General features: G+C 69.3%; 21 protein-coding genes. 15 read left to right on the forward strand and 6 right to left on the reverse strand.

Annotated elements, in window-relative coordinates:
• Positions 1-30 precede the first annotated feature (30 nt).
• From ACZ6WN_RS01750 to ACZ6WN_RS01785, 8 genes are all read left to right on the forward strand, one after another.
• Complete coding sequence (locus ACZ6WN_RS01750) at positions 31-405, forward strand: YciI family protein (RefSeq protein WP_350662949.1); 375 nt, start codon at positions 31-33, stop codon at positions 403-405.
• A gap of 7 nt (positions 406-412) precedes the next feature.
• Positions 413-1,660 (forward strand): RNA polymerase sigma factor, encoded by a 1,248-nt coding sequence (locus ACZ6WN_RS01755; protein ID WP_465862302.1) that lies wholly within the window; start codon positions 413-415, stop codon positions 1,658-1,660.
• A gap of 98 nt (positions 1,661-1,758) precedes the next feature.
• Positions 1,759-2,121 (forward strand): YciI family protein, encoded by a 363-nt coding sequence (locus ACZ6WN_RS01760; protein WP_465862304.1) that lies wholly within the window; start codon positions 1,759-1,761, stop codon positions 2,119-2,121.
• Between the two features lie 114 nt (positions 2,122-2,235).
• A complete protein-coding gene (locus tag ACZ6WN_RS01765; RefSeq protein WP_465862305.1) occupies positions 2,236-3,048 on the forward strand; it encodes a hypothetical protein in 813 nt (270 codons plus the stop codon).
• 23 nt (positions 3,049-3,071) lie between these two features.
• On the forward strand, positions 3,072-5,003 hold the full coding sequence (locus ACZ6WN_RS01770) for a M3 family metallopeptidase (RefSeq protein WP_465862307.1): 1,932 nt from the start codon (positions 3,072-3,074) through the stop codon (positions 5,001-5,003).
• A gap of 202 nt (positions 5,004-5,205) precedes the next feature.
• Entirely contained in the window at positions 5,206-6,474 is a 1,269-nt protein-coding gene (locus ACZ6WN_RS01775; protein ID WP_465862308.1) for a mechanosensitive ion channel, read from the forward strand.
• A gap of 168 nt (positions 6,475-6,642) precedes the next feature.
• Entirely contained in the window at positions 6,643-7,497 is an 855-nt protein-coding gene (locus ACZ6WN_RS01780) for a PadR family transcriptional regulator (protein WP_465862310.1), read from the forward strand.
• An 85-nt stretch (positions 7,498-7,582) separates the two neighbouring features.
• Positions 7,583-8,680 (forward strand): N-formylglutamate amidohydrolase, encoded by a 1,098-nt coding sequence (locus ACZ6WN_RS01785; protein ID WP_465862311.1) that lies wholly within the window; start codon positions 7,583-7,585, stop codon positions 8,678-8,680.
• Here the strand turns inward: ACZ6WN_RS01785 and ACZ6WN_RS01790 are convergent.
• Complete coding sequence (locus tag ACZ6WN_RS01790) at positions 8,677-10,032, reverse strand: anaerobic C4-dicarboxylate transporter family protein (protein WP_465862312.1); 1,356 nt, start codon at positions 10,030-10,032, stop codon at positions 8,677-8,679. The two genes, ACZ6WN_RS01785 and ACZ6WN_RS01790, sit on opposite strands and share 4 nt — an antisense overlap.
• A gap of 99 nt (positions 10,033-10,131) precedes the next feature.
• Entirely contained in the window at positions 10,132-11,364 is a 1,233-nt protein-coding gene (locus tag ACZ6WN_RS01795; protein ID WP_465862313.1) for a low temperature requirement protein A, read from the reverse strand.
• 39 nt (positions 11,365-11,403) lie between these two features.
• On the opposite strand from ACZ6WN_RS01795, the gene ACZ6WN_RS01800 reads away from it, so the two are divergent.
• Positions 11,404-12,075, forward strand: coding sequence for an SIMPL domain-containing protein (locus tag ACZ6WN_RS01800; RefSeq protein ID WP_465862314.1), 672 nt, complete (start codon positions 11,404-11,406; stop codon positions 12,073-12,075).
• Positions 12,076-12,078: 3 nt separating this feature from the next.
• On the opposite strand, the gene ACZ6WN_RS01805 is transcribed toward ACZ6WN_RS01800, so the two are convergent.
• Positions 12,079-13,242: an ROK family transcriptional regulator gene (locus tag ACZ6WN_RS01805; RefSeq protein WP_465862316.1), complete on the reverse strand. Its 1,164-nt coding sequence runs from the start codon at positions 13,240-13,242 to the stop codon at positions 12,079-12,081.
• Between the two features lie 107 nt (positions 13,243-13,349).
• On the opposite strand from ACZ6WN_RS01805, the gene edd reads away from it, so the two are divergent.
• Positions 13,350-15,233 carry a phosphogluconate dehydratase gene (gene edd, locus ACZ6WN_RS01810; RefSeq protein ID WP_465862317.1) on the forward strand — a complete coding sequence of 628 codons (1,884 nt, stop codon included), beginning with the start codon at positions 13,350-13,352 and terminating at the stop codon, positions 15,231-15,233.
• Entirely contained in the window at positions 15,226-15,855 is a 630-nt protein-coding gene (gene eda, locus ACZ6WN_RS01815; RefSeq protein WP_465862319.1) for a bifunctional 4-hydroxy-2-oxoglutarate aldolase/2-dehydro-3-deoxy-phosphogluconate aldolase, read from the forward strand. The genes edd and eda overlap by 8 nt, the downstream gene beginning before the upstream one ends.
• Positions 15,856-15,884: 29 nt before the next feature.
• Here eda and ACZ6WN_RS01820 read toward each other — a convergent pair whose 3' ends face one another.
• Entirely contained in the window at positions 15,885-17,198 is a 1,314-nt protein-coding gene (locus ACZ6WN_RS01820; RefSeq protein WP_465862320.1) for an exo-beta-N-acetylmuramidase NamZ family protein, read from the reverse strand.
• Between the two features lie 290 nt (positions 17,199-17,488).
• Here ACZ6WN_RS01820 and ACZ6WN_RS01825 point away from each other — a divergent pair, with 290 nt between their 5' ends.
• The 3 genes from ACZ6WN_RS01825 to ACZ6WN_RS01835 all read left to right on the forward strand — a co-directional run bounded on the left by ACZ6WN_RS01825 (position 17,489) and on the right by ACZ6WN_RS01835 (position 20,435).
• A complete protein-coding gene (locus ACZ6WN_RS01825) occupies positions 17,489-17,743 on the forward strand; it encodes a DUF3311 domain-containing protein (protein ID WP_465862322.1) in 255 nt (84 codons plus the stop codon).
• Complete coding sequence (gene mctP, locus ACZ6WN_RS01830; protein ID WP_465862323.1) at positions 17,740-19,380, forward strand: monocarboxylate uptake permease MctP; 1,641 nt, start codon at positions 17,740-17,742, stop codon at positions 19,378-19,380. Before ACZ6WN_RS01825 ends, mctP begins: the two co-directional genes overlap by 4 nt.
• Before the next feature lie 374 nt (positions 19,381-19,754).
• On the forward strand, positions 19,755-20,435 hold the full coding sequence (locus ACZ6WN_RS01835; RefSeq protein ID WP_465862324.1) for a hypothetical protein: 681 nt from the start codon (positions 19,755-19,757) through the stop codon (positions 20,433-20,435).
• 81 nt (positions 20,436-20,516) lie between these two features.
• On the opposite strand, the gene ACZ6WN_RS01840 is transcribed toward ACZ6WN_RS01835, so the two are convergent.
• On the reverse strand, positions 20,517-21,131 hold the full coding sequence (locus tag ACZ6WN_RS01840) for a YceI family protein (RefSeq protein WP_465862325.1): 615 nt from the start codon (positions 21,129-21,131) through the stop codon (positions 20,517-20,519).
• A 188-nt stretch (positions 21,132-21,319) separates the two neighbouring features.
• Positions 21,320-21,451: a hypothetical protein gene (locus ACZ6WN_RS01845; protein WP_465862326.1), complete on the reverse strand. Its 132-nt coding sequence runs from the start codon at positions 21,449-21,451 to the stop codon at positions 21,320-21,322.
• Between the two features lie 214 nt (positions 21,452-21,665).
• On the opposite strand from ACZ6WN_RS01845, the gene ACZ6WN_RS01850 reads away from it, so the two are divergent.
• Positions 21,666-21,929, forward strand: a complete 264-nt coding sequence (locus ACZ6WN_RS01850; protein WP_465862327.1) for a hypothetical protein — start codon at positions 21,666-21,668, stop codon at positions 21,927-21,929.
• Positions 21,930-21,948: the final 19 nt, after the last annotated feature.

The raw sequence follows: 21,948 nt of genomic DNA on the forward strand, positions 1-21,948 counted from the left end.
GGGGCCGCCCGACACGAAGGAGTGAGCACCATGGCCAAGTACCTGATGTCCGTCTGGGGTCCCGACTCGGACTACGAGAAGGAGAACTACGGCTACGCCTCGGAGGAGGAGATGATGAAGTCGTTCGAGGCGACCGGGAAGTTCAACGACAAGCTCCAGCAAGAGGGCTACTTCGTCTTCGCCGACGGCCTCGACGCCGCCAAGACGGCGACCGTCGTCGACGGCCAGGGTGAGAAGCCGGTCATCACCGACGGACCCTACGCCGAGGCCAAGGAGTACATGGCGGGCTTCTGGATCATCGACGTCCCCGACCTCGATGTCGCCCTCAAGCTTGCCGCCGAGGCCTCCGCGGCCTGCCTGGGCAAAGTCGAGGTGCGCCCGATGCAGACCGGCCCCGAGGCGTGAACCGCCGTTGATCGAGGTCGACGAGGCGATCACCCGGGCCCACCAGGGGGAGTGGGCACGGGTGGTCGCCAGCCTCACCAAGCGGTTCGGCGATCTCGACATCGCCGAGGAGGCCGCGGCCGAGGCGTTCACGGTCGCAGTCGAGCGCTGGCCGCTCGATGGCGTACCCCCCAACCCGGGCGCCTGGCTCACCACCACCGCCAACCGCCGCGCGATCGACCGGATCCGCCGCGAGTCCAAACGTGACGACAAGCAGAAGGAGGCCGTCGCGATGCACGATGACACCCCGCACGAGCCTCTCGGCGCCATCGAGGACGACAGGCTCCGACTGCTGTTCACCTGCTGCCACCCCGCGCTCGCGCCCGAGGCGCGGATCGCGCTGACCCTGCGGATGGTCGGCGGCCTGACCGTGCCCGAGATCGCGAAGGCCTTCCTGGTCCAGGAGACCACGATGGGCCAGCGGATCACCCGCGCGAAGACGAAGATCAAAGCCGCGCACATCCCCTACCGCGTCCCCGAGACGGCCGACCTCCCCGAGCGCGTCTCGGGCGTCCTGGCGGTCCTCTTCCTGGTCTTCAACGAGGGCTATCTCTCCTCCGGCGACCACGAGAACTCCGTACGCGGCGACCTGACGCTCGAGGCCATCCGGCTGACCCGGCTGGTCCGCGCCCTGCTGCCCGACGACGGCGAGGTGGCCGGCCTGCTGGCCCTGATGCTGCTGATCGAGGCGCGGCGTGCGGCTCGGGTCTCGGCGACCGGCGAGCTGGTCCGGCTCGACGAGCAGGACCGCGGCTCGTGGGATCTCGCGCTGATCGCCGAGGGTCACGCGCTGGTGCGCGAGCGGCTCAGCGTGGTCGCGAACGGTGGCCCGCGGCCCGGGCGCTACCAGATCCTGGCCGCGATCAACGCCGTCCACACCTCGGTGCGCGACGCCCGCGACACCGACTGGTCCCAGATCGTCGCGCTCTACGACCAGATGATCCGGGTCGACGGCTCACCCATCGTCCGCCTCAACCGGGCGATCGCCGTCGCGGAGCTGGACGGTCCCGAGGTCGCGCTCGCCGAGATCGACCGTCACCTGGGCCCCAGCCTGGACGACTACCACGCCTTCCACGCCACCCGGGCCGATCTGCTGCGCCGCCTCGGCCGCAGCGGCGAGTCCCGGGAGGCGTACGACAGGGCCATCGAGCTCGCCGAGAACGCCGCCGAGGTCGCGCTGCTGACCCGGCGACGGGACCAGCTCGGACGGAGCTGAAGAAATATCGTCCGAGGCTGTCGGATCGGACCGGCAGCGTTCGTAGAAGGAGTGAGAGGCGGTCACCGGACCGCCCCGGAGACGAGGAGACGAAACGAATGCCCGAATACATGATCGCGTTCAACGACGAGTGGGTGGCCGAGCACACGCCGGACCAGCTGCGCGAGAAGAGCATCGCCTCGAAGGCCGTGCTCGACGAGATGAAGGCAGCCGGGGTCTTCGTCTACGCCAACGGCGGGATCGACGCCTCGACCGCTCTCTTCAGCGTCGAGGCCGACCACGGCGAGGCGGTCTTCAGCGACGGTCCCTATGTCGAGACCAAGGAGCACATCGGCGGCTTCACGGTCATCGACGTGGCCGATGACGAGGCGGCGCGCTACTGGGCCGGCAAGGTGGCGGTCTGCCTCGACTGGCCGCAGGAGGTCCACCGCTTCCCCAACGAGTACTCCTGGGAGGACTGAGCCTCGGGGGCACAGGTGGCGTACCTGTGAACGATGCCCGCTAGGGTACGTCCGCTGCGCTTGGCAGCGCCTCTATCGGGCACTCCTCGGTGCCGGTCTCTCGCAGGAGCTTCGTTGATTCCCCACCGCCGTCTACGGACGCATCTCCTCACCCTGCTCATCGCCGGACTGCTCGGTGCCGGGCTGCTGACGGCCCAGCCCGCGGCGGCCGACACCGCACCCCGGATCACCAAGGCGACCGTCCGCACCTGGCTGCCGGTCAAGACGACCGGGATCATCTGGTGGCACCCCACCTTCACGTACGCCGCGAGCGACGACGTGGGCATCGCCGGATATCAGGTGCAGGTCAAGGCCGCACCGAGGAGCAGCGCGGCGTCCTCGCCCGCGAAGCTGAGCGCGGCGAGCTACGTCTGGCGCACCGACGGCTCCAGCACCTGGCTCTACCCGTCGAGGACCTCGGTCACCACGACCGTGGAGTCGGGCGGGGTGGCCTGCTTCCGCGTCCGGTCCAAGGACACCGCAGGGCTCACCTCGGCGTGGTCCGGCTGGCACTGCTCCCACGCCCCGATGCTGGCCGGGGAGACCTACTCCTGGTGCTGCGGGCCCAACCTGGTCACCGGCGTCAACCTCGACGGGAGCGCGGACGGCCCCGACGTCGTCTACGTGTCGACGCGCTACGGGAAGCAGCGCTCCAACGGTGCCTACTGCGCGAAGGGCGCCCGGCTCCGGGTCTACAAGGGGCCGCACCAGGGCAGGATGACCGTCCTGCTCGGCTCGGCGAAGGTCGGCACGGTCAACGCATGGTCGAGCACGGCCGGGTGGAAGTGGGTCGGCGTCCGGCGCACCTCCACGGCCTGCGGGCGGCTGTGGCTGGCCCCGCTGACCAAGGCTCCGGTGCAGATGACGAGGAACTACATCCTCTACTGACAGGGTCGTGGCAGGCTTGCCGCATGAGTACGCCTGAGCCGCTTGCCCTGCCCGACACCGAGGCCGCGGAGGCCTGGGTCAAGGAGCGTACGTCGGAGACGCTCACCCACGTGCGCGAGCTGGCCGAGCGCCTGCGGACCTCGCCACCGAGCGAGGCGATCGACGTGCTGAAGGCCTGGGACGAGCTCTCCCTGGAGCTCGGTTCGCTCGGCGGGCTGGCGGGCCTGCTCGCCAACGTGCACCCTGTCGAGGCGGTCCGCACCGCCTGCGAGGACACCGAGGTCGAGGTCGACCGGCTGCGCACCGAGCTCACCCAGGACCAGGCGCTCTACCGCGTCTTCGCCGACCTTCCCCCGGAGCAGACCGAGGCGCTCGACCCGCTCGCCGGGAGGCTCCTGGCGAAGACCCTGCAGGACTTCACCCGCGCCGGCGTCGACCGCGACGACGCCACCAGGGCCCGGCTCACCGAGATCAACGAACGGCTCACCGAGCTCAACCTGGAGTTCTCCCGGGTCACCCGGGACGACGTACGCATCACCGTGGCCACGCCCGAACAGCTGGACGGGATGCCGGCCGACTGGCTGGAGGCGCACCCGGTCAACGACCAGGGGCTCGTGGAGATCACCACCGACTACCCCGACGCGCTCCCCGCGCGGATGTTCGTGAAGGACCCCGCGATCCGTCGCGCCGTCACCGTGGCCGGGCTCGAGCGCGGCTGGCCGCACAACGAAGCGGTGCTGAAGGAGATGTTCGAGCTGCGCCACGAGCTGGCCAACCTGGTCGGCTACGAGGACTGGCCCGCCTTCGACGCCGCGGTGAAGATGATCGGCGAAGGACCGGCGATCCCCGAGTTCATCGACAAGATCGCCGGTGCCGCCGAAGGGCGGATGAAGCGCGACCTCGAGGTGCTCCTGGACCGCTACGCCCGCGATGTCCCGGGCGCCAGCGCGGTCTCCGCCGCCGACGCCCTCTACTACGAGGAGCTGGTGCGGCAGGAGAAGTACGACGTCGACAGCCAGGTGGTGCGTACGTTCTTCGACTTCGCGAAGGTGCACCAGGGCCTGCTGGATGTCACCGGGCGGCTCTTCGGGCTGCGCTACGAGCCGGTCGCCGACGTCGTCACCTGGCACGAGGACGTGAGCGTCTTCGACGTCTATCAGCAGGACGGCGACGAGGTCCTCGGCCGGATCTATCTCGACCTGCATCCTCGCGACGGCAAGTACAAGCACGCCGCGCAGTTCGACCTGGCGCCCGGCGTGAAGGGCCGGCAGCTTCCCGAGGGCGTGCTGGTCTGCAACTTCTCCCGCGGTCTGATGGAGCACGACCACGTGGTGACGCTCTTCCACGAGTTCGGCCATCTGGTCCATCACGTGCTCGGCGGCCAGGGCGAGTGGGCCCGGTTCTCCGGGGTCGCGACGGAGTGGGACTTCGTCGAGGCGCCGAGCCAGATGCTCGAGGAGTGGGCCTGGGACGCCGACGTGCTCCGGACCTTCGCCACCGACGCGGCCGGCGAGCCGATCCCGGCCGACCTGGTCGCGCGGATGCGGGCCGCGGACGACTTCGGCAAGGGCTACCACGCCCGGCAGCAGATGTTCTACGCCGCGATCTCCTACTGGTTCCACAAGGAGCGACCCGACGACCTGACCAAGCGGCTCGAGGAACTGCAGGCGGCCTACTCTCCCTACCCCTACCTCGAGGGCACTCACTTCTTCGCCAACTTCGGCCACCTGGGCGGCTACTCCTCGGCCTACTACACCTACATGTGGTCGCTGGTGATCGCGAAGGACCTCTTCAGCGCCTTCGACCGGGACGACCTGTTCGACCCCGAGGTGGCGGGTCGCTACCGCGATCTCGTGCTCGCCCGTGGTGGGGAGAAGGACGCGGCCGACCTGGTGGCCGACTTCCTCGGCCGGCCCTACTCCTTCGATGCGTACGCGGCCTGGTTGGTCTCGTGAGGCGCGTTTCACGGTGATCGTGACAGGCGGGGCCGGATTGTAAATCATTCGTCTATTTGCGTCCGCTGGAGCGCCAAACTTGCTTCACGGCTCCATCTGGACGAACGTCTCTGGAAGCAGAGGTGCCTGTTGCGTGCATCACTCGGGCTGCTCGTCGATCTCAGGCACCTTCTCAACTGAACCCTATTGAGGGGAGAGACAAATGGATGCCGTGAAGGACATCGACTGGGTGGGTCTCGGGAGCAAGGTGCTCGCCGCGATCGTCATCCTCGTCGTCACGTGGATCATTGCGAAGGTCGTCGCTTGGGCGTTCGCGAAGCTGACCTCGAAGATCCCGGTTCTCCAGAAGGCTGGAAATGACGGGGACAGCATCGGCAAGAGCCTCGGTTCCGTGGCTGCCCTGCTGGTGTGGCTCTTCGGTCTGATCGCGCTGCTCGACCTGTTCGAGCTCACCTCCGTGCTGGCACCGATCCAGAGCCTGCTCGACGGTGTGATGGGCTTCCTGCCCAACCTCATCGGCGCGGTCTTCGTCTTCATCGTCGGCGCGCTCGTCGCCAAGGTCGTCCGCCAGCTCGTCGAGACCGCGCTCGGTGCGGTCCCGTTCGACAAGTGGCTCGGCAGTGGCAGCAAGCTCTCCGGCCAGGTCGACGCGACGGTGGGTGTCGACACCACCGCCGACCCGTACGACGCACCGGCTGCCCCTTCGGGCGCTGCCGCGCAGATCGTCAAGGTCATCGGTCTCGTTCTCTACGCGATCATCATGATCGTGGTGGCCATCGCGGCCCTGCAGATTCTCGGGATCAGCTCGATCTCGCGGCCTGCCGAGCTCATGCTCGCCATGATCCTGGCTGCGATCCCGAAGCTGATCGCTGCCGCGATCCTGCTCGGTGTCGGTGTGGTCATCGCCCGCTTCGCCGCCGACATCCTGGGCCAGATCATCGACGGTCTCGGCTTCGACAACGCGCTGCGCTCGATGGACGTGCTGCCGGCCGACAAGAGCGCGACTCCGGTGATCACCAAGGTGATCCAGATCGGCATCGTGCTCTTCTTCGCCGTGATGGCGGCGCAGATGCTGGAGTTCCCGCAGATCACCGCGTTCATCAGCGAGGTGCTCGAGCTGGGTGGCCAGGTCATCTTCGGTGGCGCGATCATCGCCGCCGGCGTCGTGATCGCCGGTGTCATCGCGAAGCTGGTGCCCGGGTCGGCCTCGCAGATCCTGAAGTACGCCACGATCGTGCTCTTCGTCGCGATCGGGCTGAAGTTCATGGGTCTTGCCGACTCGATCATCAACCTCGGCTTCGGTGCCGTGGTCGTCGGTGGTGCCGCCGCGGCGGCGCTCGCCTTCGGCCTCGGTGGTCGCGAGGCTGCCGCCCGGCAGCTGGAGCGCCTGCAGGCCGAGAGTGGTGGCGTGCGTTCGGCCGCGACGCCGACCGCTCACAACTCGACGCCGCCGCAGACGCCCGGCGTCTGATCGCACCCACGACCCTCAGGGTCTGACTCCGGGAGCCCCCGACCGTGCTGAAGAGCGCGGGCCGGGGGCTCCTTCGTTTGTGGCTTGAATCGCTCTGATCCGCGGCGTAAGATCACGATATATCGCGAAGGAACGCGATCTAGTCTTCCCAACGTAGGAGAGAACCTGATGACGTACAACAACAGCAACCCCTGGGGTGAGTGGATCGACCAGATGGGTCGAGAGTTCGGCAAGGGCGGCCCGCGCCGCTCCCATGGCTGGCAGGGTGGGCCCGGTTGGGGCGGTCCCGGCGGCCCCGGTTGGCAGGGCGGTCACCACGGCCGCGGTCGTGGACCGGCTGGTCCGCCGCCGTGGATCGCGGCACTGCTCGGCTTCGAGAACCAGCCCCCGCAGCGGCCCGGTCCCCGGGTCCGTCGTGGTGACGTACGCTCCGCGATCATCTATGTGATGGCCGAAGCGGCCGAGCAGGGCCAGGTGATCAACGGCTACCAGGTGATCCAGCAGATCTCCGAGCGCAGCTCGGGTGAGTGGCGGCCGAGCCCCGGCTCGGTCTACCCGACCATCCAGCAGCTCGAGGACGAGGGTCTCGTGGAGTCCGACGACGAGCACGGCCGCCGGGCGATCCGGCTGAGCGAGGCCGGCAAGACCTACGCCGCCGAGCACGCCGACGAGCTGGCAGCCGTGTGGAAGCCGTTCGACAAGGCCGTCGACAACGCCCGCGGCCAGGGTCGCGGCGGCCGCGGTGGTCCCGGCGGACTGGGTGACCTGGCTGGCTTCGGAGTCCTCGGCGGCGAGCTCGCCCAGGTCCTCCCGGCCGTGTGGCAGCTCGCCACCTCCGGCACCGACGCCCAGCGTCAGGCCGCCGCCGACATCCTCGCCGACACCCGGCGCAAGCTCTACGGCCTCCTGGCCGCCGGCGACGACGAACACACCGTCACCGCCGAGCAGGTCGACGAGGTCGAGGAGAGCGACGAGACCGACGGTCCTGGCGACCAGTCGCCGGGGGCCGCGCCCACCGCCTGATGTGGTCGATCGCTTCAGGAGTCGTGCGTTTGCGCTGCTGCGCGTCGTACGACTCCTGATTCGTCTCTGAGCTAACTTCGGCTCCATGAGCGCATCTGCCCCGACTCTGATCCCAGCCGGCACGGTGTTCACGGCCGAGGAGATCACGGTCTGGGCGGATCGAGGACGGCGTACGCTCGAGGAAGCGCTCACCGAGGCCGACCTCCTGGTGAGCGCGCCGCACGCCGGAGCGGCGATCCCGGCCGAGCTCGCGCCCTACCTGGCACCGGAGCTGACCAAGCGCCTGCAGCACGACTTCACCGACTGCACCACGGCCGCGATCGTGCGCCGCTGGGCGCAGATCGACCCACGGGTCGTCGCCGTGATCAACCCGCACCCGCGCATGGTGCGCGACCCCAACCGGGCCAAGCCCGCCGACGTGGTCGCAACGCTGCGCGAAGCCCTGGACCGGGTGGCGGCGGCCGGGCGCTGGCAGCGCGTCGATCTGTCCGGCGTCGACGCGATCCGGCCGGTCACCTTCTCGTTCTTCCCGATCCTCGACGTCCCGGGCGACGCGGACGGTCTCACCCGGCTGTGCGAGGACTTCGCCCGTGTCGCCGAGCACGGTCTCGGAGTCTACGAACGGACCCGGGACGCGCTCCTCGACAGCATGCTGGAGCGCGCATCGGACCACGGTGGCCGGGTCACCACCCTCTCCTTCCACGACACCATGAACACCACGACCACGCCGGAGGGTGCGGTCGACGTCGCCCGGGATCCGAAGGACCGGCTCCCTGCGGTCGTCGCGCTCTCCAATCGCGGTGACGCCGAGGGGGAGTCGCGCGGCGACGACGACCGGCCGACGATGGCTCCCGCACGCCTGCGTGCTCTCGCCGAGGCGCACCGTCGTGGTTTCGAGGTGGCGGCCGCGGATGACGTACTGCTCAATCAGCCCTACCTCGGCAGCCAGGAGATCGTCGCGGCTCGGGCACGGTTCGCCGACTTCCACGCCGCTCATCCCGGCAGCGGAGTCGTCACCGACGCGGTGCAGGCCGAGTTCTTGCGGGAGTTCCTGCTCGGGGAGCGAGCGACCGCCCAGATCCAGCGGCCCGGCACCGACTGGCCCGCGGCCGACGTCGAGCAGATCGAACGGGTTGCTCAGGCCTGCAAGCGGGCCTGGGCCGACTACCGCTCCGGTTCCTAGAAGACGTCGACCGCTGTTCCGATCAGGAACCCGGCGGTGATCGTCGTCACGGCGAGGATGATCGTCGGCAGCGAGAACGAGTGGTCGATCAGCTTGGTGCCGAGCTTGGTGCTGCCCGAGGTGTCGAAGTTGGCGGCGGCGATCTGCGAACCGTTGGTGGGCAGCAGGTAGATGCCCGCGAACGCGCCGGCCCACATGCCGGAGAGCACGCCCAGCGGCATGCCGGCGCTCAGCGCGATCGGCACCACCGTGTTGGTCGCGGTCGACTGGCTCGTGGTGAGCACGCAGACGACGAACACGCCGAGCGCGAAGATCCAGGGCGCCCGGGTGACCAGGTTGCCGATGCCCTCGCTGATCAGGTCGGTGTGGGCATCGAGGAACGTGCTGGTGAGCCAGGCGAGACCGAGCAGCGCGATCGCCGAGACCATGCCGGCCTTGAAGACCGAGGTCGACGGAACCTCGCTCACCGTGGGCTTCGAGACCAGGATGATCAACGTACCGACCACGAACATGATCATCGGGATGAGCTCGTTCATCTCGAGGCGGGTCTCGGCGCCGAAGGGCGGACGGATGTCGGGGAAGAGCCCGAAGAGCACGATCGTCAGCACACCGCTGAAGAAGATCAGCGCGGCGTTGCGGCCGGCCACGGTCGCCTCCGGAAGCGCGGTCGAGGGGTCGTCGGACTTCTCGCCGGTGGTGTTGCCGGGAGCGGGGATCTCGCCGGCGGCGATCTTCGCCTGGATCTCCGGGTCGTCCTTGATGTCCTTGCCGAGACGGTTGACCACGATCGCGGACAGGACGATGCCGATGATGGCGGCCGGCAGGGTCACCATGATGATGTTGATCATCTCGAAGCCGTACGCGCTGGTGAACCCGATCATCGCGGCCATCGCCGCCGAGACGGGGCTGCAGGCGAGGGCCACGCCGGTGGCCACGACCGAGAGGGACAGCGGACGCGAGGGCCGGATCCCGTTGGTGTAGGAGACGTCCTGGATGACCGGCAGCAGCGGGTAGAGGATGTTGGACGTACCTGCGCCGACCGAGAAGAGGAACGAGATCAGCGGCGCGACGAAGGTGATCATCTTCGGGTTCTTCTGGATCGCCTTGGCGGCGACCGACACCATCCAGTCGATGCCGCCGGCCTGCTGCATCATCGAGGCGGACAGCACCACGGAGAGCACGATGATGATCGCCGAGGTCGGGATCGCTCCGGCGGGAAGCTGGAACACGAACACGAGGACGGCGACACCGAGGCCGCCCCACAGGCCGAGGCCGACACCGCTCGACCTCGTTCCCATCAGGATCGCCAGGATGACGACGGCGAGCTCGAGCAGGATGAGAACGACGTCCACGACGGTCCGATCTGTTGCAGGGAGAGGGGCCGTGGGGGCGGGTGGTCAAAGTTAAGCAGCGAGCAGCCTCGAGCGTGATGAGGCAGACGCGTGTCGCGCTCAGAGCGCCTCGAGGTGGCCGGCCACGTGCCGGTGTCCGATGGCCTCGTAGCCGACGATGGTGACCACCGGCGCCAGCGCGACGACGATGAGGCACCACGACACCGGCACCCCCGCGACCGCCAGCGCGATGCTCGCGACCAGCACGACGGCCGTGAGCACGACGAGGAGGATGTGGAACCGGTCGATCACGTGCAGGAAGGAGTTGTAGAGGAGGTACAGGAGCAGGGCGTAGGCAGCCACGGGGATGGTCACCGACGCGACCGTCCCGACCTCGCCGAGCTTGGACTCGTGCTCGAGCAGGTAGGCGGCCACGTGGAGGCCGGCGCCGGTGGCCGCGATCGAGGCGAAGAGCAGGATGTGTCCGTAGCCCCACAGGAACGATCGGTCGCGGCGGCGGTGGAGCACCTCGGCCCAGGGGATCACGAAGTAGGTCCACCACTGGCCGAAGGTCAGTCCGATCCCGGCGGTGAGCAGGAGGATCGCGTCCATGCTCCACCCGATCTCCGGGTTGTGGACGATCGCCGACACCACCGCGACCGTGCCGATGACGCCCTCGCCGAGGGTGATGATCACCAGGAGCCCGTAGCGCTCGGCGATGTGATGGGCGTGCCACGGCGTGCCGCCGAAGCGGCGCTCGGCGATGAACGGGCCGACCAGCTCGATCACCAGTGGCGCCAGCATCGCGGCGAAGGCCGTCGGTACGTCGAGCGGCAGGACGGCGATGATGCACCAGAGCACCTGCGCCGTGAGGATGGTGACCAGATAGACCTGGTGCGCGCCGCGCCGGGCGGGATCCTGGCGCCAGGCGCGCAGCCACTGGCCGCAGAGCGCGACCCGCATCACGACGTACCCGGCGATCAGGATCTCGTTGTGGAGCCGCTCGCCCTCGTGGATGCTCTCGAACATCTCGGGCAGGCCGAGGGCCATGATGATCACGCCGACCATCTGCACCATCGTGAGCAGCCGGAACGCCCAGTCGTCGGTGTCGTAGGCCGAGGCCATCCAGGAATAGTTGATCCACGCCCAGCAGATCGCGAACGACGCGAAGGAGAACGCCACGATCCCGGCCGCGACATGGCCCTCCGCGAGCTGATGGGCCAGCTCGTTGCCGCTCACCCCGAACGTCACCACGAAGGTGAGGTCGAAGAGCAGCTCCAGGGGTGTCGCGGTCCGATGCTCCTCGTGCGGGTCGCGGCCGGTCATCTGGCGCAGGCGGCTGGTTGCGGTCACCCTGGTGAGGATAGGTCCTGAGGACGTACGTTTCGTGGCATGAGTGAGATCCTGATCAAGGTGCGTGGGTCGCACCATGTCGAGGTGGCGCCCGAGCGGGGGATGGTGGCTGCCGAGGTCTGGTTCGACGGCGCCTCGCCGGAGCCGGTGATGGAGCGGCTGCAGCGCGGGCTGCACGGCGTACGCACCGAGCTCGAGCGACTCGAGCAGGAGGGCGCGATCGAGAGGTTCCGCATCCAGCGGGTGCACACCTCGGCCGAGCGGCCCTGGCACCAGGACGGCAAGCAGTTGCCGCTGGTGCACCGTGCGTCCGTGGGTCTCGCGGTCGAGTTCGTCGACTTCACGGCGCTGGCGGCCTGGGTCGGCCGCACCGCCGGCGACGAGGGGCTCCAGATCCACCACGTCTCCTGGCAGCTGACCGATGACAGCCGTCTGAAGGTCGAGCGGGACGTACGTCAGGAGGCGGTGCGCCAGGCCAAGGTGCGCGCCCAGGACTACGCCGATGCGCTCGACCTCGGCCCGGTCGCGGTCCGGAGCATCAACGACGTCGGCGTCAGCCGGGAGGTGGGGTACGCGTCGGCGGCGATGGACATGCAGGCCGCGCCCGCCGGGATGGCGAAGGGCTCGGGCGCGCCCGACCTGGCCTTCGACCCCGACAACATCTCGGTCTACGCCGAGGTCGAGGCGGCCTTCACCGTCGACGCCGGGTAGGCCTCACTTGGCGGCGGCGCCGAGATGGGCGTCGAGGCGCTCGGGGGAGAGCAGGTGGTTGATGACCACCGCGGCGCAGCCGACCATGCCGGTGGAGTCGGCGTGGGTGGAGGGGACGAAGCTCAGGTCACGGGTGGCCAGGGCGGTCGAGCGGGAGTAGACCGTCTCACGGACGCCCGCGGTGTAGAGGTCGAAGGCGCCGGCCATGTCGCCGCCGATGACGACGACCTCGGGGTTGAGCAGGTTGATCGCGATCGCCAGCACCTCGCCGAGCTGGCGCCCGGCCTCGCGCAGCAGGCCGCGGGCGATGGCGTCACCGGCGAGCGCGGCGGCGACCAGGTCGCGGATGTGTCCGGCGGAGACGCCGGAGTCGACCAGGCCCTGGGTCAGCGCCCAGCCGGCCGCGACCGTCTCCAGGCACCCGGTCGCGCCGCAGCGGCAGGGCCGCTCGCCGGCGGACTCGACCCGGGTGTGGCCGATCTCGCCGACGGCGCCGGCGTGGCCGCGCAGCACCCGGCCGTCGGCGATGACCGCCAGGCCGAGGCCGGTCGATGCCTTCACCACGAGCGCGTCGCGCGGGTGCAGCCCGCTGCCGAAGAGCTCGGCCGAGGCCAGGGCGTCGGTGTCGTTGACGAGCACCAGCGGGCCGTCGGTGAGCCGGTCGAAGTAGGGGTCGAGCGCGACGCCGTCCCAGCCCCGCATCACCGGTGAGTCGACCGAGACCAGGCGGACGGGGTCGACGACGCCCGGCAGGCTCATCCCGACGCCGAGCACGGGCGGCTCGATGCCCTCCAGGAGCCGTTCGAGCCGGTCGGTCACGTCGGGCATGAGGTCGTCGGCGGCGATGCCGACCTCGTGGTCGCGGGTGTCGCCGGCGAGCTCGCGGCCGTCGAGGTCGAAGACGGCGAGCTGGCTGCGGGAGCGCCCGATGGCCACGGCCAGAACCACCCCGGCGTCGGCGTTGAAGCTCAGCGAGCCCGGCGGCCGGCCGCCGGTGGAGGCGAGCTCCTCCCCGGTGAGGATCAGTCCGGCATCGACGAGAGCCGAGACCCGGGAGACCACGGCCGTACGCGACAGGCCGGTCGTCTTCTGCAGGTCGCTGCGGGTCAGGGCGCGTCCGGAGCGCACCAGAGCGAGCACGTCGGCGGCGGTTGTCATCTCGGGCATGGGGTGTAGCGTACGCCTCTTATGTCTTTCGTGTACCAAAGATTTACTTGTATCGATCCAAAGATCGTGTCAAGGTGTGCCAAAGCACACTGCCTTTTGGAGGACCCGTGACCGCCGTTTCCCCCACCGTCGCTGACGTCACCGCCCGTCTCATCGAGCGTTCCGCGGCCACGCGGGCCGACTACCTGGCACGCATCGCGTCCGCCCGCGCGACCGGTCCGGCCCGCGGCCGGCTGGCGTGCAGCAACCTGGCCCACGGTTTCGCGGCCTCCAGTGCGCCGACGAAGGCCGAGCTCAAGGTGATCACCCCCGCCGCGAAGCCCAACGTCGCGATCGTGACCTCCTACAACGACATGCTCTCCGCGCACGCGCCCTACGAGACCTACCCGCCGCTGCTCAAGGCCGCCGTGATGCGGGCCGGCGGGCTGGCGCAGGTCGCCGGCGGCGTCCCCGCGATGTGTGACGGCATCACCCAGGGCCGCGACGGCATGCAGGTCTCCCTCTTCTCGCGCGACGTGATCGCGATGTCGGCCGGGATCGCCCTCTCCCACGACATGTTCGACGCGGCGCTGATGCTCGGCGTGTGCGACAAGATCGTGCCCGGTCTCCTGATCGGGGCCCTCTCGTTCGGTCACCTGCCGACCGTCTTCGTGCCGGCCGGCCCGATGTCCTCGGGCCTCCCCAACAAGGAGAAGGCCCGCGTCCGCCAGCGGTACGCAGCCGGCGAGGCCAGCCGTGAGGAGCTGCTCGAGGCCGAGGCCGCCAGCTACCACTCGCGCGGCACCTGCACCTTCTACGGCACCGCCAACTCCAACCAGCTGCTGATGGAGGTGCTCGGCCTGCACCTGCCGGGCTCGTCGTTCGCCTCCCCGGACACCCTGCTGCGCGCCGCGCTCAACCGCGCCGCCGCCGCGCGCGCCACCGAGCTGGCGCTCGCCGGTGGTCCCGGCATCGGCGAGATGATCGACGAGAAGTCGATCATCAACGCCTGCGTCGCACTGCTCGCCTCGGGCGGCTCGACCAACCACACCATGCACCTGGTCGCCATCGCCCGCGCCGCCGGGATCCAGCTGACCTGGGACGACCTCTCCGACCTGTCGCCGGTGGTCCCGCTGCTCACCCGGATGTACCCCAACGGCTCCGCGGACGTGAACCACTTCCACGCGGCCGGCGGCGTCAGCTTCCTGATCCGCACCCTGCTCGAGGCCGGGCTGCTCCACGAGGACGTCACCACGATCCTGGGCCCGGGGCTGTCGACCTACACCCAGGAGTCGCGGCTCACCCGCGACGGCGAGATCGAGCTGGTCGAGGGCGCGCCGATCTCCGGCGACCTCGACGTGCTGCGCCCGGCCGACGACCCGTTCTCGCCCGACGGTGGCCTGCGGGTGCTGACCGGCGACCTCGGCACCGCCGTCATCAAGACCTCCGCGGTCGCGCCCGAGCACCGGGTCGTCTCCGCCCCGGCGATCGTCTTCGACGACCAGGCCGACTTCCTCACCGCCTTCTCCGAGAAGCGCCTCGACGGTCGCGACTTCGTCGCGGTCATCCGCTATCAAGGCCCCGCGGCCAACGGCATGCCCGAGCTGCACAAGCTCACCCCGGCGCTCGGGGTCATGCAGGACCGCGGCCAGCACGTCGCCATCGTCACCGACGGCCGGATGTCCGGCGCGTCGGGGAAGGTGCCCGCGGCCATCCACCTGACCCCCGAGGCCGCGCTCGGCGGTCCGCTCGCCCGCGTGCAGGACGGCGACCTGATCACCGTCGACGCCGTCGCCGGCACGCTCTCGATCGGGGTCGACCCGGACGAGTTCGCGCACCGCCCGACCACCGGTCGAGCGCCGCTCGACGCCGAGTGGCGCGGCACCGGCCGCGAGCTCTTCGCCGCCTTCCGTGCCACCGTCGGCTCCGCCGACACCGGCGCTTCCGTCTTCCCCTTCGCTCCCGTCCAGCAGAGCGCCGCATCGTCCCAGGAGAGCCCCGTCCATGTCTGACCTGAAGTCCACCGACCTGCTCGACCTCTCCCCGGTGATCCCGGTCGTCGTCGTCGACACGATCGACCAGGCCGTGCCCGTGGCTCGCGCCCTCGCCGAGGGTGGCGTGCCCGTGGTCGAGCTGACCCTGCGTACGCCGGTGGCGCTCGACGCGATCCGCGCCATCGCCGAGGAGGTGCCGGAGGTCCTGATCGGCGCCGGCACCGTGACCACTCCCGTGCTCGCCAAGGAGGCCGCCGCGGCAGGCGCCCAGTTCCTCGTCTCACCGGGCGCCACGCCGACGCTGCTCGGCGCGATGCGCGACACCGGCCTGCCGTTCCTGCCCGGCACCGCCACCGTCTCCGAGGCCCTCGCGGTGCTCGAGACCGGCCACACCGCGATGAAGTTCTTCCCCGCCGAGGCCTCCGGCGGCGCCAAGTACCTGGGCTCGCTGCCGTCCGTGCTCCCCGACGCGCGCTTCTGCCCCACCGGCGGCATCTCGCTCGCCACCGCCCCGAGCTATCTCAGCCTCGGCAACGTCGGCTGCGTCGGCGGCTCCTGGCTCACCCCGGCCGACGCCCTCGCCTCCGGCGACTGGGACCGCGTCACCGCGCTCGCAGCCGCCACCGCCGCCCTCCGCTGACCTCCGCTGACCTCGCCGGGTGGGCGAGGTCAGCGGTAGAGCAGGTACTGGCGACGGGTCGAGTCGAAGGCGGCGAGCTCGTCTCGCCAGGCCGCCTCGACCTCGTCGCCGGTGGCGCCAGCATCGATCTGCGTACGCAGCCTGGTCGATCCGGTGAGCTTGTCGATCCAGAACGGGCGGGCGGTGTCCCAGGAGTCCTGGCGCCAGGCGAACTGGGGGTAGAGCGCCTTGGCGGTGACCAGCATCTCGACACCGGTGCGGACCGGGTCGAAGCGGTCGCGGTCCTGGATCGTGACCTGCACGCCGCCGCAGACCTGGCCGGCGAACTTGTTGACCGAGGGGTTGAAGTACGCCTCCCGGAACGTCACGCCGGGCAGCCCGGCCTCCTCCAGCGTCGCGGCCCAGCGGTGGTCGACGAACGGTGCTCCGATCAGCTCGAACGGCTTGGTGGTGCCACGCCCCTCGGACAGGTTGGTGCCCTCGAACATGCAGGTGCCGGGGTAGGCCAGCGCGGTGTCGGGGGTGGGCATGTTGGGGCTGGGCAGGATGAAGTCGAGCCCGGTGTCGGCGTACAGCGTTCTTCTGCGCCATCCCGAGACCTGGACGATGTCGAGCCGCGCCAGCCGCCCGCCGGCGTGCTCCTCGAGGAACTCCCCGTCGAAGAACAGGGCCAGCTCGCCGACCGACATCCCGTGCTGCTGGACGATCTCCCGGGCGCCGACGCCCGAGGTGTACGCCGCGGTCATCATCGGTCCGCGGGCGGTCCCGCCCACGGGGTTGGGGCGGTCGAGGACCACGAAGCGCTTGTCGGTCGCGACGGCCGCCTGCATCGCCGTCCACATCGTCCAGATGTAGGTGTAGAACCGCGAGCCGACGTCCTGGATGTCGAAGACGACGGTCTCGACGTCGGCGGTCGTGAACAGTTCGGTCATCTTCGCCACGTTCGCCCCGTAGGCGTCGTAGACGGTCAGTCCGGTGCGCTCGTCGACGAAGGTGCCCTCCGAGCCGCCCGCCTGAGCGGTGCCGCGGAAGCCGTGCTCCGGACCGAAGACGCCGGCTATCCGGACCGCGCCCGACTCGTGCATCTCGTCGACGACGTTGCGCAGGTTGCGGAGCACGCCGGTGGGGTTGGTGATGATGCCGACCCGCTCGCCGGCCAGCACCGACCAGCCCTCGGCCGCGGCGCGTTCGGCGCCGGTCCTGACGGCCTGCGCCCGTCCGAGCGGCTCGGCAGCAGCGCTCGCCGACCCGCTCGATCCGGTGAGGAGCGGAGCCGCGGCCGCTCCCGCCGCAGCCGCGCCGAGCAGACGGCGCCGATCGATCCTGGGGACTTCAGTGCTCATGGGGGCGCTCCTGTGCCGAGGGGTGAGGATCACCTTGCAGGCTAGCCCTGGCGGCGCCGGTTCGGAGCCGAATTTCCGGGTCGCCGTCGCTGCGGGCCGGCGGGAGGGCGTACGCCCTTTCTGGTCCGCGCCCGGCACCGGCACGGTCTCCGAGGCGCGCGCTCGACCGTTCGTCCCGGCAGAACGACCGTTCGTCGTCGTCTCGGGTGAATTGGGCTGGACACGGTCCACGATTGTGACCAAGGTCACAGGTCGTCCAACCCCACTTCGACAGATCTCGGAGGTGACTCATGCCGTCCTCGTCCAAGGGCCCGTGGATCCTCGTCGGGATCCTCCTGGTCGCGGCAGCGGCACCGTCACTCGCGGTGCCGCTGTATGCGAAGGAGGATCCGACGCTCGCCGGATTCCCGTTCTACTTCTGGTTCCAGCTCGTCCTCATCCCCTGTTCGGTCCTGTTCACGACCATCGCCTACGTCGTCGCCAAGGCCGCGTTCCGGCGTGACCGCGCCGCCGCCGGGCGTCCGTGGAAGGAGGGTGGCCAGTGAGCGCGGTAGCAGTCTCCGTCTTCGCCTTCCTCTTCCTGCTGGTCACGATCCTCGGCTTCTCCGCCGCGCGCTGGCGCCGGGCGAAGTCGATGGACAACCTCGACGAGTGGGGTCTGGGTGGCCGCGGCTTCGGTACGTTCGTGGCCTGGTTCCTCATCGGAGGCGACCTCTACACGGCCTACACCTTCATCGCGGTGCCCGCGACGCTGTTCGCCGGCTCGGCCGTCGGCTTCTTCGCCGTGCCCTACACGATCCTCGTCTACCCGATCATCTTCGCGTTCCTGCCGAAGCTGTGGTCGGTCTCGCACAAGCACGGGTACGTCACCCCGGCCGACTTCGTCGTCGGCCGCTACGGCTCGAGGTCGCTGGGCCTGGCCGTCGCGATCACCGGCCTGCTGGCCACCATGCCCTACATCGCGCTGCAGCTGGTGGGCATGGAGGTCGTCCTCGAGGTGATGGGCCTGCAGAGCGACTCCTCGAACTGGTTCATCCGTGACCTGCCGCTCTTCATCGCGTTCGCGGTGCTGGCCGCCTACACGTACTCATCCGGGTTGCGGGCGCCGGCGCTGATCGCGTTCGTGAAGGACTCGCTGATCTACATCGTGATCATCGTGGCGATCCTCTACATCCCCTCGCAGCTCGGTGGCTGGGGCCACATCTTCGACACGGTGCAGAACAGCTTCGACACGTTCAACACCGAGAACGCCGACGCGATCGCCGCCGGTGACGCCGCCCCGAAGGCACTGTTCCCGGCTGCCGCCGCGGGCCAGTGGGCCTACGCCTCCCTGGCCCTCGGCTCGGCGCTGGCGCTGTTCATGTATCCGCACTCGATCACCGGCGTGCTTTCCACCCGCAGCCGCAACGTGATCCGTCGCAACGCCTCGCTGCTGCCGGCGTACTCGTTCCTGCTGGGGCTCCTGGCGCTGCTCGGGTTCGTCGCCCTCGCGGCCGGGGTCATGGTCGGCGACCCGCCGAACCCCCAGCTGGCTATCCCGCAGCTCTTCGAGGACCAGTTCCCGGCGTGGTTCGCGGGCGTCGCCTACGCGGCCGTCATCATCGGTGCGCTGGTGCCCGCGGCGATCATGTCGATCGCGGCGGCGAACCTGTGGACGCGCAACATCTACAAGGCCTACCTGAAGCCCGACGCGACCCCGCAGGACGAGGCCAAGCAGGCCAAGATCGTGTCCCTGATCGTGAAGTTCGGAGCGCTGATCTTCGTGCTGGCGCTCTCGAAGTCGTACGCCATCAACCTGCAGCTCCTCGGCGGTGTCTGGATCCTGCAGACGCTGCCGGCGATCGTCGTCGGGCTCTACACCCGGTGGTTCCACCGGTGGGCGGTCCTGGCCGGCTGGGCGGTCGGGATGGCGTACGGGACGATCGTCGCGTACGGCGTCTCCTCGCCCACGCAGGAGCACTTCGGTGGACCCCTGGCGCCGTTCCCGGGCACGGAGACGCCCATCTACATCGCGCTCACCGCGTTCCTGCTCAACCTCATCGTGGTCGTCGTCCTGACGCCGATCCTGAGGGCGCTCGCCGTGCCCGACGGGGAGGACGCCACCGTGGCGTCGGACTACTCGGTCGATGCCGGCGACGAGGGTGTCGTCGAGGAGCTGAGCTCGACGACGGAGGTGCGCTGAGGCTCACTGAGCCTGCCGCAAAGTCCCGCAAACACGCCCTCGCGACGTGTTTGCGGGACTTCTCGGATTTTCTTCGAAGAACTGCAACGTCAGCGCGAGGACGTACGTAACAAGTACTGAAGGCTCTGATTCGGACCGACTCGGGAGCGTCCATGGTGAGCAATGAGGCTGTAACGGCCTCGACGACCAGTCGAGGCGACGGCGTAAGCCGCGCCGCGATGGCTCGTGCCGCGACGATCGAGCGTCGAGATGAGCAACGGATCCATGCGGGCGATCGGACGCCGGGGGGCGTCGCCCTGCATGGATCTACCACCGGGCGTGAAGCTGGCCAGTCGACTGAGACTGCCGATCCGTCCGGTCCGATGGGTGGGGCTATGAGCGTGACCAGGAACTCGCTCGCCCCGCTCGGCGGGACCCCGTCCGCGCCAGCCGCGATCCCCGAGCGCTCGGGCGCCGGGTGCGGGCGCCGGCGGGGTCCCGCATTCCCACAACACCCGAACACCTCCGTCCAGAGCAGCTCGGAGGCCTGCGGCCACGGGCCGTACGACTCACATCAGGAGAACGCGATGAACTTCCTCGGGGGACTTCGGCGATCGGTGGCAGTGACGCTGCTGGCCGGTGGCTTGATCGCCGCCGGCGCCACGGTCGCGTGCGCCGACTCGCAGTCCGTTGAGCACGCTGACGGCCGGGGCGCCTCGGTGGCCCAGCCGATCAAGGCACCGGATCGTGGACCCGTGGGTCCGGTGACGGTCTCGGGAGCGGCAGCCGGCAACGACGGGGCGGTGACGGTGACGACCGATGGGACGACGGTCGTGGTCAGCGGCCGTGCGCACATCGAGTCTCCGGTCGACAACGCCGCCGGTGGTGGCGTCGTCCACCATGACGACGACGCCCGCACCCCGCTGGGCCGTGGCGTCGATCTCGGCACGGATCAGCTCGGCTTCGCCGGAGGAGCGACCGGTGACTCCTCATCCGTGGATGTCGTCGGAACCGCCCGCGTCGGGGCGGAGAAGCACTACTACGTTCAGGACGTCACGGGGCCCGACGCTTCCTGAGCGATGCGCGAACAGAGATGCGTCGGGCCACCGGGAGGTTCCCGGTGGCCCGACGCATAGTGGGTCAGCTCGACCGCAGGATCAGGCAGCCTCGTCGGCGTTCTTGATCGCGGAGATGTCGAACTCGAGCTTGATCTTCTCGGAGACGAGGACGCCGCCGGTCTCGAGGGCAGCGTTGAAGGAGAGGCCCCAGTCGGTGCGGTTGATCGCGACGGCACCCTCGAAGCCCACGCGGGTGTTGCCGAACGGGTCCTTGGCGGAGCCGGTCTGCTCGAAGGGGACGGTGACCGACTTCGTGGTGCCCTTGATGGTCAGGTCGCCGGTGATGTTCCAGGTCTCGCCGTCGAACTCGACCTCGGTCGACTCGAAGGTGATGTTGGGGTGGTTCTCGTTCTCGAAGAAGTCACCCGAGAGCAGGTGGCCGTCGCGGTCGGCGTTGCCGGTGTCGACGGAGTCAGCCTTGATCGTGAGCGACACCTTGGACTTGGCCGGCTCGGCGGTGTCGATCGTCGCGGTGCCCTCGAACTCCTTGAACGAGCCGCGGACCGTGGTCACCATCGCGTGGCGGGCCGAGAAGCCCAGACGGGTGTGGGCGACGTCGAGGGTGTAGTCACCCGAGATGTCCTCGATGGCGGCGGTCGGGGTGTCGAACTCGGTCGCGGCGGGGGCCGTGTCCTTCTTGCTGAAAATGCCCATAGCGGGTTAGCTCCTGGAAGAATTGGTTGAAACTGCAAGCATCATAACGGGGGAATCTCTCGCAATGTTCCCGCTCCCGTGGCCTTTCCTGACGACAGCGGAAGATTGGTTGCAGTGACAACGCTATCCCTAAACGCACGAGGCCCGCTCCCCTGACGGGGGCGGGCCTCGGAAGCGTTCAGCGGATGTCAGGCAGCGTGACGAGTGGTCGCGGGTGCACTGACTTCGACCCAGCGGGCCTCCAAGTGCTTACGGCCGCGGCGGTCGACGACGGGGAGCCAGCGGAGCTCGAGCTTGTTGGTCACTTCATTTCCCTTCATCAGACACCTCCTGTTCACCTTGTGTTCACCTAAGGTACCGCACCCCCACTCGGATGTCCAAGTAGTCCGTCAGGTGACGTGCGACGCTCCACATCGAGACCCCGAAGTGCGTGATCCGAGTGTCCCGCGCCCCACTTCGGCTGAAATCACGTGTTCTGCCCGAAATCGGGCAGAAATTTGAATGTCGCGGGTCGGGTAGCTCAGAGTGGGTGAGATGGATGCCGAGCAAGCGCTGATCGACCACCTGGTCGCCACCACCGGGCTCCGGCCTGCGGAGGCGGCGCGGGTGATCGAGGACGTGGTGGCGTACTTCGACGAACCGGTCGAGGCCTACGTACGCCGCCGGCATGCACAGCTGAAGACCTACGGCGCGAAGAACGACGCGATCTTCGCGCAGCTCGCCGATGAGCTTCGGGCGCGGGTCGTTGCCGCGCCGCAGCTGACCGAACGCCAGCTGCGTCGGCTCATCTACGGATAGAACGACGGATTGATTGGAC

The organism is Nocardioides sp. NPDC054178 (assembly GCF_055585005.1).